Source organism: Micromonospora sp. NPDC048835 (assembly GCF_040649995.1).
Classification (GTDB): domain Bacteria; phylum Actinomycetota; class Actinomycetes; order Mycobacteriales; family Micromonosporaceae; genus Micromonospora.
This window is the reverse complement of sequence record NZ_JBEZGM010000003.1, coordinates 62,285-73,723: the sequence shown is the minus strand read 5'-3', so window position 1 is coordinate 73,723 and position 11,439 is coordinate 62,285. Positions and strand designations below refer to the sequence as shown.

Below are 11,439 nucleotides of genomic sequence, written 5' to 3'. Positions count from 1 at the left end.
CCCCCGCTCCCCGGTGATCAAGAGGTTTCGGTCATCAAGAGGCGTAATCGTGACTGAAACCTCTTGATCACCGGGAGCGGGGGCCGGGGGGATGGGCCGGGGGTTAGTCCTTGTCGGTCCGCTGCGCGAAGCGGCCCTAATCGGGAGGAAGTAGGTCTACTTCCGAGTTAGGGGCTGGGTAGGAGGAGGGGGCGGAGGGCTGCCACGATGGGGGCGTCGGCGGGGAGCCAGGTGACCGAGTCCAGTTCGTCGGCGGCGAGCCAGCGGAGCGCCTCGTGCTCCAGCGCCTGCGGTTGGTCGTCGCCGAGCAGGCGGGCCGCGTACACCTTGAGCACCGAGCGGCCGTGCGCCATCCGTACGTTGCGGCCGACCCGGCGGCCGATCTCGACGCGTACGGCCAGCTCCTCGGCGCACTCTCGGATCAACGCGTCGGTCTCCGCCTCCCCCGGCTCGACCTTTCCGCCCGGAAACTCCCACATGCCCGCTACCTCGGGTGGGGCGGAACGCGCACAGGCGAGCACCTTCCCGTCCCGGATGATCGCCGCGCCGACGATCACCTTCAGGTCCCGTCGTTCGGCCTGCCCGCCACTATTCGCCCGTTCGGTCCGCACGGGCGTCCAGGGTGCCAGATCAATCGGCGGTTTGGGTACCGTAGCCGTCCGCTAGGCCAGTAAGACACGGAAGTGTGGGCGTGGACACCCCCTCCGGGCAGCGAGAGACTAGGGGACACCGACAAGACACGGGATGGCGACGATTTGGCCACAAGCCGGCAACGGCGCTTGGGGGGTGCGGTTATGCGCGTGCTGTTCAACAGCAGGGCCAAACACGACTACCTCTCCGACGCGTTGACCTTGCTATCTGGTTGGACGCGCGAGGGCGAGCAGATCCGACGGACGCTCGTGATCGACGATACCCAACACGCCGCACTAACTGAACGGGTCAAGGTCGTCGCGGATGCGCTGCGTCTGCGACCCGAGATCAGCCGCCGGGCCGACAGCACCCAGATCCGGGTCGGGCACGGCAGCGGCGAGCCCCTGACCGAGGGCGAGGTCCTGCTGGCCGCCCGCATCGAGGACGCGTACCGGGCGGTCACCGAGTCCTGACGACCGTTGCCGAAGCCGACCCTTCGTCCTGCGGGTACCAGCGCAGCTCCACCGAGTTGCCGTCCGGGTCCCGCACGTAGATCGAGGTCGCCGAACCGCGGGCGCCGAACCGGCTGACCGGCCCGGTCAGCACCGTGAAGGCCCCCGATTCGATCACCTGCGCCCAGTCCAGTGGAGCCACCACCAGGCAGAAGTGGTCCACGTTCGCGCCGTGCGGCTCACCCCGGACGAGGTCGATGATGCTGTCTGGGCTGATCCGCACGGACGGGAACGGGACGGCGCCCGCACGCCACTCGTCGACCCGTACCGGGGCCAGCCCCAGTCGGCCGCAGTAGAAGTCAAGCGACCGTTCCACGTCGGCGACGGTCAGCACCAGGTGGTCGAAGCCGGTGACCCGCAACCCGCTCATGTCAGCGCCTTTCGCTCGGTGTTCCCTGCCGCGCTCACGATGCCGGGATGAGGGACACCAACCAAGACCTGATCCGGCTACGATCGTTGCCCACAGGTCAACGATGGGGACGGTGTGCTGGAGCGGTACGAGGTCGAGACGTTCCTGACGCTCGCGGAGGAGCTGCACTTCGGCCGGACCGCCGAGCGGTTGACCCTCAGCACCGGCCGGGTCAGCCGCATCGTGAAGAAGCTTGAACGCCAGATCGGCGCACCGCTGTTCGCCCGTACCAGCCGGGTCGTCCGGCTCACCCCGATCGGTCGGCAACTCGCCGACGAACTGGCCCCGCTCGTCGCCGGCATGGACGAGGCCGTTCGCCGCGCGACCGACGCCGCCCGCGGCGTGACCGGGACGCTACGGGTGGCGTTCCTCGGCGAGTGGACCGCGCCGGTGCTGCTCCGGGCGGTGGCGCTGTTCGGCGACCGGCACCCCGACTGCCGGGTGGAGGTGCACGAGGCGCAGTTGTCCAACACCCGGGCCGGCCTGCTCGACGGCTCGACGGATGTGCTGATCGCCTCGTACCCGTTCGACGGGATGGCCACCGGCCCGGCACTGCTCTGCGAGGACCGGGTGCTGGCGGTGGCGGCGGGTCACCCGCTCACCCGGGAGCGGTCGGTGTCGGTGGAGGTTCTCGCCGACCACCCGGTGGTGCAGTACCCGACGGTGACCTCGGTGGAGTTCAAGCGGGACCGCACCCCGGAGCGCACCCCGTCCGGTCGACCGGTGCCGAAGGGCCCCGCCGGGAACACCTTCTCCGAGATGCTGTCCCTGGTCGCCCTGGGCCGGGGCGTTCTGCCGGTGGGCGCGCACACGCGGCGCTACTACCCCCGCCCCGACGTGGCGTACGTGCCCATTCACGACGCACCACCGATCGAACGCGGGCCCATCTGGCTGCCCAGCAACACCACCACCCGGGTACGCGAGTTCGTCCGCGCCGCGACCGACGCGAACCCCCGATGAGACACGCCGAGTTCCGCCACCACCGGCTGGTCCAGGTGTACGACGCCGAGTGCCGGTGGGGGCCGGACGACGACTTCTTCCAGGCGGTGGTCGACGAGACTCCGGCCGCCCGGGTCCTCGACCTCGGTTGCGGCACCGGCCGGCTGACCGTTGCCCTCGCCGCCGTCGGCCACCGCGTCACAGGCGTGGACCCGGCCGGCGCGTCGGTGGCCGCCGCTCGCGCCAGGCCCGGCGGTGAACGGGTGACCTGGATCGAGGGCACCTCGGCGTCGCTGCCGACACGGGCGTTCGACGTCGCGGTGCTGACCAGCCACGTCGCGCAGTTCTTCGTCGACGACGCCGAGTGGGCGCGTACCCTCGCCGACCTGGCCCGGGCGCTGGTGCCCGGCGGCCGGCTGGTGTTCGACGCCCGCGACCCGGCGGACCGCCGCTGGGAGCTGTGGAACCCGGAGGATTCGCACCGGCTGGTCACGCTGCCCGACGGCGGCGAGGTCCGCGCGTGGACCAGGGTCACCGGGGTACGCGACGGAGTGGTCGACTTCACCCACCACTACCACTTCGACGACGGCGAACGGTTGGTCAGCTCGGCGACCCTGCGCTTTCGCACCGAGGAGGAGCTGCGCGGGTCTCTGACCAGGGCGGGTTTCGTGGTGGACCGGGTCTACGGCGGTTGGCGCCAGGAGCCGCTGGGGCTCGGCGACGGCGAGTTCGTGGTCGTCGCCCACGCGGCAACTGTGGCGCCGGTTTTCTAGCCTGGACGGCATGGCGAACATCGCGTACGACCGCAAAGAGCAGGTCCAGCAGATCGAGAGCGGCCTCCTCGAAGGCGAGCAGATCATCGCCGTCTACGACGCCGTCGGCACCGGCACCGGGTTCATCGGGTTGACCGACCGCCGCGTGATCATCCAGGACCGCTCCTTCGTCGGGAAGCGGTTCGCGATCACCAGCATCCCGTACTCGAAGATCACCAGCGTGAGCGTGGTCAGCAACAAGTCGTGGGGTGGTTCGTTCTTCTCCACCGGTGCCATCGCCATCCACGTCGGCACGCACACCTACGAGGTGGAGTTCCGTGGTGCGCAGAAGAGCCACCACGTACACAACGTGATCCTGCACCACATCTCCTGACCGCACGTCCCGTCGCGGGCCCGGCTGGCGTAATCGCCTTGCCGGGCCCGCGGCGTCTCTGGTGTCCTGAGTCGACAGCCGCGCGAAGGGAGCAACCACCATGTCCAACACGACGAAGTCCCCCGAAGCCAGAGTCATCCACATCGAGGAATCGAGACTTCGTGAGCAGGACTGTTCCCCCGGCGCTGCTGGGCGCCACTGACCCCAACCGCGGAGGCCGCTGATGTCGGTCTTCGACGATCCCGGCCTCTTCGGCCGGCTCTGGGCCGCGGACTACGACGGCCCCGGCAACCCCGACCCGGCCCCCGCCGTGGACTTCCTGGCCGACCTGGCCGATGGTGGCCCGGTTCTCGAACTGGCCATCGGCACCGGGCGGGTAGCACTCCCGCTGGCCGAGCGCGGCCTTGCCGTGCACGGCGTCGAGGCGTCCGAGGAGATGCTCGCGCACCTGCGGGCGAAACCCGGAGGCGACCGGATCCCGGTGGTCGTCGCCGACATGGCGGACGTGCCGGTGGCTGGTGAGTTCCGGCTCGCGTACCTGGTGTTCAACACCCTGTTCAACCTGGTGGACGCCGAGCGGCAGGCGGACTGTTTCCGCAACGTCGCCCGGGTGCTGTCGCCCGGCGGCGCGTTCGTCATCGAGACGTTCGTGCCCGACCCGCGCAGCTTCGACGCGGACGAGCAGGTCCAGGTACGGGAGGTCACCGAGGACTCCGCGACGATCCGACTGCACCGGTACGACCGGCCGGCGCAGCGGTTCATCCGGCAGACGATCACGTTCGACGGCGACGGTGTGCGCCTGTTGCCGTTCGCCATGCGCTACGCCTGGCCGCACCAGATCGACGAGATGGCTCAGCAGGCCGGGCTCCGGCTCACCGAGCGGTACGCCGACTGGCACCGGCGACCGTTCCAGGCCGACAGCCCATCGCACATCTCCGTCTACCGCGCGGAGTAGCGGTTTGATCGGCTCGGGTTCCGGAAAGTCGAACAGTCAAAGCACCGACGTCAAGGAACCCGAGTCGAACTCCCGCCGTCCGAGAGCGAGGTGCAGTCATGAGCAAACGAGCCGTCCAGGTGGTCCTGGCCGTGTCGGTAGTCCTGATGGTCACCGGCATCATCCTGAAGGTGGCCGCGGACGGCAGTGCCGACACGGCCGGCACGGTGGCGGTGTCGCTCGCCTCGGTGGGCTCGATCGTCGCGAGCATCGGCTCGTCCTTCCGCGCCTCCCGCGACCACGACGGCCCGAGACGGTGATCCGGCCCGGTCGCCGTTCCCGCGCTCCTCTCCGTACCGGGCGGTGGCCAGTCACCCTCGAACCGCGCGTCGTCGGGCCACCACTCCCGCATGTGCTCGGGCTGGCTGATCTACGACGGCCCACCACCGTCGCGCAACCTTTGGTTGCATGTCGCGGTTTCGTCGTACCCGGGGTGCACGATCGGAGCATGTCCGAGACGGCTCCGCACCACCACCACGCCATCGACTACATCGAGCTCACGGTGTCCGACCTCCCCGCCGCCAAGCGCTTCTACGCGGACGCGTTCGGTTGGCAGTTCACCGACTACGGGCCGGACTACGCCGGCATCCGCAGCCCTCAGGGTGACTCCGAGGTGGGCGGCCTCCGCCTGGACAGCAACGTGCGGGCGGGCGGCCCGCTGGTGCTGCTCTACTCCAGCGACCTGGACCGGTCCGTGCAGGCCGTGAAGGAGGCCGGCGGCCAGGTGGTCAACGGGCCGTACGAGTTCCCCGGTGGCCGGCGGTTCCACTTCACCGACCCCAGCGGCAACGAGCTGGGCGCCTGGGCCGAGCAGTAGGAGCATCGTCCGGGCAGCGTGTATTTCTGCTGGGCGCGACCCGTCATCGGCGGCGGGCGCGCAGCACGCCGGTCAGCATCGGCAGCGTGAACTCGCCGTGGGCGGTTTCGGGACGACTCTCGAGGAAGGCGCGGATCCGGCCGAGGGTGTCATCTCGCTGCTGGGCCGGCATGACGAGCATCCCGGCCCGCGTCGCGAGCGTCGCGACGAGGGACTCGGCGGTGCGCCGTTGCCCGTGCGGAAACTCGACCTGCTCCGCCGACCCGAACCGGGCGACCAGGCCGGAGTTCGGCACGAGCATGCCCGCCGTCGCGGCGCGCCAACTGCCCAACGTGTCACGCGGGCCGATGGCCGCGCTCCCGCTGACCCGTTCGAGTTCGGCGACCCAGTCGACCCGGTCGTCCAAGATGTTCCACAGACCGGCCAGGATCCCGCCGGGCGCGAGAATCCGGGCGATCTCCGCCCCCGCGACGGCCATGTCGAACCAGTGCAGAGCGTTGCCGGCCAGCACGGCGTCGACGGACGCGTCGGGCAACGGGATCGCCTCCGCGCTGCCCGGCAGGGCACGGACCGCCGGCAGCGTACGGCATAACTCGGCGAGCATCGCCGGGTCGGGTTCGACCGCCACGACGTCCGCACCTACCGCGACAAGCGTCGCGGACAGCTTGCCGGTGCCGGCGCCCAGGTCGAGCACGCGCCTACCGGGTGCGGCCTCCAGCGCCCACCGCACCGCAGCCTGCGCGTAGTCCGGACGGTGCTCGGCGTACGCGGCGGCGGCCCCGCCGAACGAGGATCGGAGCGACTGTTCGGTCATACGGTCAGCCTACCGAGTCTGGTGGTGCCGCCGCACGCACCGAAACTGGTTGACCACACAAAGTCGACAATCGCTGGAAGCAGTTCCCTGGCCTACCGACCAAGCTCCTGCTCAAGCCACGTTTATCTATCCGTTACCAAGGGCGGACTTCACAGAGACAACGGCAGCTATACGGTCCAAATTAGCGCACCTACAGATATGGAGCAGTCTATGAAGAAAGCAATGTCCAGGAAGATCGCAGCGGCGGGTGGCGCACTCACGCTCGCATTCGCCGGCATTCTTCCGATCGCCGCGCCGGCATCTGCGGCCGTCGAACCCGTTCCCGCCGCCATAATGGACGAGCTGGGGACCGTGCCGGCAGAAGTCGGAACGCTGGCCTCATGCTCGAACTGGACGCCGCACATCAGGCGCGTCATCGTCGGTAGCGCTGCGGTGCACACCAGCTACTCGGGGTCGTCCTCGGTGATCGCCCACTGGAAGTCGAAGACGCTTTTCCGTATCGACAAGCGTTGTGTAAACGATGCCGGAAACCTGTGGTGGCACTCGGACTGCTGCACCGGCGTCAAAGGCTGGATCTGGAACGACTACACGGAATTCGCCCACTACAACTAATTCCGCTGCACGCTCACACGGTCTCGTCCAGCCGATAAGGACCACTAAACCGGCGACCAGTCACCTGCCTCGTTGGTGAAGGGGTCAGGGCGGCGGCAAATCCGCTCTGGAAGGCCCGGCCCCGACCGCCGTCGCCTCGGCTGCGTTGGCGGTTGGGGTGGGTCACTGGCCGGTACGCCCGTCAATGCACTCGCGCAGGAGGTCGGCGTGGCCAGCATGCCGCGCATACTCCTCGATGACGTGGAGAAGCACGTCGCGCGTGCCGTGGCTGCCACCGTCGACCATCACCTCGCGGCCCAGGTCGGCCTCGTCGATGGTGTCGAGCCATTCGTCCGCCTTGGCGATCTCGGCCTTCCAGGTCGCAAAGGCGTCCTTCACCACCTCTGGGTCGGGGACCGCACCCCCGAAGTCCCAATCCGGGTCATCCTCGTGCGTGTAGAGGCACGGTGCGTCAGTCCGCCCTCGCAGCACACGCTGGAACCACTGGTTCTCCATCTGCGCCAGATGGCGGACCAGGCCGAGCAAGCTCAGGGTGCTGGGCGGTACTGAGCGCTGGCCGAGCTGCTCGGCGTCCAGTCCGTCGCACTTCATCTCTATGGTCAGCCGGTAGTTGTCGAGGTACTCCCGATAGGTCGCCTTTTCGCCGACGGGTTGACCGAAGACTCTGGGGTCGTTCTCGGGGGCGGTCCACAGTTTGCTCACGGCGCCACCCAAGCGCGGGCAGAGCGAACCAGTCAAGGGTGTTGCAGTGCCCCAACTTCGACGGCCTCCAGAGGAAATTCGATCCTGATCGTCACCCAACCGTCCTGCGGGACTGCGAGCAGACCGAAGAGGTTCGAACCCCCGGTGGGGCATGGCACGCCAGCGGCCCCCACACGCCTTCGAGCCGCCGCGCGTGCACGGCACCCGGCCTCCGGGGGTGAGGTCTCTGCGTGCTCTGCACGACAGCCCCGACGCATGGGGAGGCGTGAAGAATCCTGAGGCGTTGCTGTGGGCCGGCGGTGCCCCGACGCTGCCGGGAGGCTCTTCGCCTGCATCTGGCCTTGATCATGGCAGCCGAGGTGCAACGCCTCAAGCCTTAGATCGGTAACCTCGCGCCGTGACTTCTGCTGGCGCAGTAACCGCAACCCCGCGACCGCCCCCAGCTCTCCGACGCGGCCGGCGTGCGCTCCCCTGCGCCGCGCGGGCTCCTGGCCGCGCGGCCCGGCCGGCTGCCGGCCCAACCCCCACCGGTCAACGTCCCTGTCGTTCTGCGGCGGCCGTGCGGGCTTCCCGCTCTCCGCGCCAGCCGCTGGGCGTCAGGCGTGAGGGCTGCACAACATCGCCGGCAGCCCAGCCGCACCGTCGCCGGGCATGCAGCGCCCAGCCCGAGGTCAGACGTTGAAGCGGAACTCCACCACGTCGCCGTCCTGCATGACGTACTCCTTGCCCTCGATGCGGACCTTGCCCGCTGCCTTGGCCGAAGCCATCGAGCCGTACTCGACCAGATCGTGGTACGAGACCACCTCGGCCTTGATGAAGCCGCGCTGGAAGTCGCTGTGGATGACGCCCGCGGCCTCCGGCGCGGTGGCGCCGACCGGGACGGTCCAGGCGCGCGCTTCCTTGGGGCCGGCCGTGAGGTACGTCTGGAGGCCGAGGGTGCGGAAGCCGACCCGGACGAGCTGGTTGAGACCGGGCTCGTTCTGCCCGATCGACTCCAGCAGCTCGCGGGCCTCCTCCTCGGGCAGGTCGACCAGCTCGGATTCGATCTTGGCGTCCATGAAGACAGCATCGGCCGGGGCGACCAGGGCGCGCAGCTCGTCGAGGAACGTCTCGTTGGCCAGCTCGGCCTCGTCGACGTTGAAGACGTACAGGAAGGGCTTGGTGGTCAGCAGGTGCAGCTCGCGCAGGTGCTCCAGCTCGATCTTGGCGGCAGCGGCCCCGGAGTAGAGGGTGGTGCCACCGTCGAGCACCTCGATGGCGGCCTTCGCGGCGGCGACGGCGGCCAGCCGGTCCTTGCGGAGCTTGGCCTCCTTCTCCAACCGGGGCAGCGCCTTGTCCAGGGTCTGCAGGTCGGCGAGGATCAGCTCGGTGTTGATCGTCTCGATGTCGTCGGCCGGGGAGACCTTGCCGTCGACGTGCACCACGTTCGGGTCGGAGAAGGCCCGGACGACCTGGCAGATCGCCGAGGCGTCCCGGATGTTGGCCAGGAAGGCGTTGCCCCGGCCCTGCCCCTTCGACGCGCCGCGGACCAGACCGGCGATGTCGACGAACGACACCGGGGCCGGCAGAACCTTCTGCGAGGAGAAGATCTCGGCCAGCTTGCCCAGCCGCTCGTCGGGCAGACCGACCACGCCGACGTTGGGCTCGATGGTGGCGAACGGGTAGTTCGCCGCCAGCACGTCGTTCTTGGTCAACGCGTTGAAAAGCGTGCTCTTGCCGACGTTGGGCAGGCCGACGATGCCGATGGTGAGACTCACGACGGGCCAGCTTACGCCGGTCCCGGCCGGTCCGGTCCAGGCGGCTCCGATTCGGCGCCGCGCCGGTGGTCGGTCGACGGTCCCGCCGGGCCCGGCCAGGCGTTGCTAGTCTCCCGCTTCGATGCTGCTGCCCCGCTGGAGGTGGGATGACCTCGACGTTGCCTGAGCTGTACATCGCCGTCGACGTGGAGGCGGACGGGCCGATCCCCGGGCCGTACAGCATGATCTCGCTGGGCATGGCCGTGGCCGGCCGCCCGGACCTGACCTTCTACACCGAGCTGCGTCCCATCTCCGACGAGTTCGTCCCGGCGGCGCTCGCCGTCTCCGGTCTGGACCGGGACCGGTTGCTGCGGGAGGCACCCACCGCGCGGGACGCGATGTCCGCCGCCGCGGCCTGGGTCGACGGGCTGCGCCGGGTCGGCCGTCCGGTGTTCCTCGCCGCCCCGGCCGTCTGGGACGGCATGTTCGTGCACTGGTACTTCGTCCGCTTCGTCGGGCACAGCCCGTTCGGCGTGACCGGCTCCGGTATTGACCTTCGCAGCTACTGGATGGGGTTGACCGGCGGCGAGTGGGCCCGGACCCGCCAGGGTGCCATCAAGCACGAGCTGGGCCTGCACGACATGCCACACACCCACCACGCCGGGGAGGACGCCGCCGAGCTGGCCCAGGTCTTCGACGCGGTGCTGCGCCGCCAACAGGCAGCCGGGGAGGTGTGACGCTCAGCCGAGCAGGCGCGGGGCGATGACCGCCTCCCGGACGCTGCCGTCCGCGCCCCGGCTGACCTCGTACGCCGAGACACCCTCGCGGTCCGCGATTGCCTCGACCAGTCGGGTGCCCCGGTAGACCAGGCCGACGCCGTCGTCGGTGCAGTGGCTGGTGGGGAGCGTGCCGTCACCGACCAGCTCGTGCATGAGCGGGCGGCGCTGGGCCTCGCTGTCGTAGTGCACCCCGTTGCCGTACGGCAACCAGGCCAAGCCGTCGGTGAAGCCGCGCAGTTGGGGGCCGAAGCTGTCGGTGGCACCCCCGACATGCCAACAGATCGAGCCGGCGGAGACGCCGGCCAGCACCACACCGGCCTGCCAGCACTCGTGCAGGATCTCGTCGAGCCCGTGCACCCGCCACACCGCGACCAGGTTGGCCACGCTGCCGCCGCCGACCCAGAGCACGTCCTGGGCGAGCAGGTGAGCGCGGACGTCCTCGATGTTCGGCATGGGGAACAGAGCCAGGTGTGACAGCCGGAACCGGGTGTCGGCGAACGCGCCGTAGACGGCGGTCAGCGAGGTGGGCTGGTCGCCGACGGCCTGCCCGAGGTAGCAGACCTTCGGCTGCGGACCAGCCTCGGCCAGCTCGGCGGCCAGCTCGAAGACCGGGCTGGGACGCAGGTCGTAGGGCCCACGGTCGCCCCGGAGGAAACCCATGCTGGTGGCGATGACTGTCGGTTCGCTTGCGGGCATCGGAGCGTCCTTCCGTCGGGGCGGTGCGGCGTCCATCCTGCCGTAGCCGGTCTCCGGTGTGCTCGGTGTGGGGCCGACCCCCAGCCGCGGGTGGCGGTCGGACCTCACCATGATCAACTAGACTGGTCGGGCCGCCGTTGGCGGGGCACCTCGGCCTCGGGCCAGTGGCCCAGGGCCGCACGGTCGGCCGGGGGCAGTTGCGCGGCGGCGGCGCGGGGCAGGGTGAACCGATCGGCGGCGGCCGGCCCGGCCGAGGCCGACTCGCGCAGCATCCAACGCACCTCGTCGACCGTCCAGCCCAGCCCAGGCCGCGAGGCGATCTCGCGGATCAACCGCCGGCCAACGCTCGTGTCGTCGTCGTAGAAGCGCATGCACCAGTGGTGCGTCCACATCCCGAGCGCCCGCAGGCCGGCGTCGTCGAGCGAGCCGGCCAGCCGGCCGCAGGCGGTGTCGGGGAAGCTCTGCCCGGGGTCGCCCGCCCGGTCCCGTTCGAGGGCACCCACGGCGGCCGGCGCGACGGCCCGCATCCGGCGGTAGAAGGACTGCGCCACCGCGCGGGGCAACTGTGGGAACGCACCCGGTGTCGACGCCGCCGCCCAACCTGCCACGCTCGTCATCCCGCACCCCTTCTTCAGTTGGTGGCCGGACGCTAC

Annotated in this window: 16 protein-coding genes; 9 read left to right on the top strand and 7 right to left on the bottom strand. The window is 69.9% G+C overall.

Going from position 1 to position 11,439, the window contains the following annotated elements; all coding sequences use genetic code 11:
• Positions 1 to 167: 167 nt before the first annotated feature.
• Entirely contained in the window at positions 168 to 611 is a 444-nt protein-coding gene (locus AB0C15_RS05090) for a (deoxy)nucleoside triphosphate pyrophosphohydrolase (RefSeq protein WP_357348825.1), read from the bottom strand.
• 183 nt (positions 612 to 794) lie between these two features.
• Here AB0C15_RS05090 and AB0C15_RS05085 point away from each other — a divergent pair, with 183 nt between their 5' ends.
• Positions 795 to 1,103, top strand: coding sequence for a 4a-hydroxytetrahydrobiopterin dehydratase (locus AB0C15_RS05085; protein ID WP_357348823.1), 309 nt, complete (start codon positions 795 to 797; stop codon positions 1,101 to 1,103).
• Here AB0C15_RS05085 and AB0C15_RS05080 read toward each other — a convergent pair.
• Positions 1,090 to 1,512: a VOC family protein gene (locus AB0C15_RS05080; RefSeq protein ID WP_357348821.1), complete on the bottom strand. Its 423-nt coding sequence runs from the start codon at positions 1,510 to 1,512 to the stop codon at positions 1,090 to 1,092. The genes AB0C15_RS05085 and AB0C15_RS05080 overlap by 14 nt on opposite strands.
• 114 nt (positions 1,513 to 1,626) lie before the next feature.
• Between AB0C15_RS05080 and AB0C15_RS05075 the strand changes: the two genes are divergently transcribed.
• The 6 genes from AB0C15_RS05075 (at position 1,627) to AB0C15_RS05050 (ending at position 5,447) form a co-directional block, all read left to right on the top strand.
• A complete protein-coding gene (locus AB0C15_RS05075) occupies positions 1,627 to 2,511 on the top strand; it encodes a LysR family transcriptional regulator (RefSeq protein ID WP_357348819.1) in 885 nt (294 codons plus the stop codon).
• Positions 2,508 to 3,263, top strand: coding sequence for a class I SAM-dependent methyltransferase (locus AB0C15_RS05070; RefSeq protein WP_357348817.1), 756 nt, complete (start codon positions 2,508 to 2,510; stop codon positions 3,261 to 3,263). The genes AB0C15_RS05075 and AB0C15_RS05070 overlap by 4 nt, the downstream gene beginning before the upstream one ends.
• A gap of 10 nt (positions 3,264 to 3,273) precedes the next feature.
• The gene (locus AB0C15_RS05065) at positions 3,274 to 3,636 is read left to right on the top strand and encodes a PH domain-containing protein (protein ID WP_030337500.1); all 363 of its coding nucleotides are present in this window, start codon (positions 3,274 to 3,276) and stop codon (positions 3,634 to 3,636) included.
• A 223-nt stretch (positions 3,637 to 3,859) separates the two neighbouring features.
• The gene (locus AB0C15_RS05060; protein WP_357348816.1) at positions 3,860 to 4,591 is read left to right on the top strand and encodes a class I SAM-dependent methyltransferase; all 732 of its coding nucleotides are present in this window, start codon (positions 3,860 to 3,862) and stop codon (positions 4,589 to 4,591) included.
• A gap of 98 nt (positions 4,592 to 4,689) precedes the next feature.
• Positions 4,690 to 4,890, top strand: a complete 201-nt coding sequence (locus tag AB0C15_RS05055) for a hypothetical protein (RefSeq protein WP_357348814.1) — start codon at positions 4,690 to 4,692, stop codon at positions 4,888 to 4,890.
• A 188-nt stretch (positions 4,891 to 5,078) separates the two neighbouring features.
• Positions 5,079 to 5,447, top strand: coding sequence for a VOC family protein (locus AB0C15_RS05050; RefSeq protein WP_357348812.1), 369 nt, complete (start codon positions 5,079 to 5,081; stop codon positions 5,445 to 5,447).
• A 43-nt stretch (positions 5,448 to 5,490) separates the two neighbouring features.
• On the opposite strand, the gene AB0C15_RS05045 is transcribed toward AB0C15_RS05050, so the two are convergent.
• Positions 5,491 to 6,261 (bottom strand): class I SAM-dependent methyltransferase, encoded by a 771-nt coding sequence (locus tag AB0C15_RS05045; protein ID WP_357348810.1) that lies wholly within the window; start codon positions 6,259 to 6,261, stop codon positions 5,491 to 5,493.
• 222 nt (positions 6,262 to 6,483) lie between these two features.
• Between AB0C15_RS05045 and AB0C15_RS05040 the strand changes: the two genes are divergently transcribed.
• Complete coding sequence (locus tag AB0C15_RS05040; RefSeq protein ID WP_357348808.1) at positions 6,484 to 6,873, top strand: hypothetical protein; 390 nt, start codon at positions 6,484 to 6,486, stop codon at positions 6,871 to 6,873.
• A 162-nt stretch (positions 6,874 to 7,035) separates the two neighbouring features.
• Here AB0C15_RS05040 and AB0C15_RS05035 read toward each other — a convergent pair whose 3' ends face one another.
• Positions 7,036 to 7,575, bottom strand: coding sequence for a DinB family protein (locus tag AB0C15_RS05035; protein WP_357348806.1), 540 nt, complete (start codon positions 7,573 to 7,575; stop codon positions 7,036 to 7,038).
• A gap of 671 nt (positions 7,576 to 8,246) precedes the next feature.
• Entirely contained in the window at positions 8,247 to 9,332 is a 1,086-nt protein-coding gene (gene ychF / locus AB0C15_RS05030) for a redox-regulated ATPase YchF (RefSeq protein WP_357348804.1), read from the bottom strand.
• Positions 9,333 to 9,478: 146 nt separating this feature from the next.
• Here ychF and AB0C15_RS05025 point away from each other — a divergent pair, with 146 nt between their 5' ends.
• Positions 9,479 to 10,048: an exonuclease gene (locus AB0C15_RS05025; protein ID WP_357348802.1), complete on the top strand. Its 570-nt coding sequence runs from the start codon at positions 9,479 to 9,481 to the stop codon at positions 10,046 to 10,048.
• A 3-nt stretch (positions 10,049 to 10,051) separates the two neighbouring features.
• On the opposite strand, the gene AB0C15_RS05020 is transcribed toward AB0C15_RS05025, so the two are convergent.
• Together AB0C15_RS05020 and AB0C15_RS05015 are read right to left on the bottom strand one after the other, a co-directional pair.
• Complete coding sequence (locus AB0C15_RS05020; protein ID WP_357348800.1) at positions 10,052 to 10,786, bottom strand: peptidase E; 735 nt, start codon at positions 10,784 to 10,786, stop codon at positions 10,052 to 10,054.
• A gap of 113 nt (positions 10,787 to 10,899) precedes the next feature.
• Positions 10,900 to 11,403, bottom strand: a complete 504-nt coding sequence (locus AB0C15_RS05015) for a hypothetical protein (RefSeq protein WP_357348798.1) — start codon at positions 11,401 to 11,403, stop codon at positions 10,900 to 10,902.
• Positions 11,404 to 11,439: the final 36 nt, after the last annotated feature.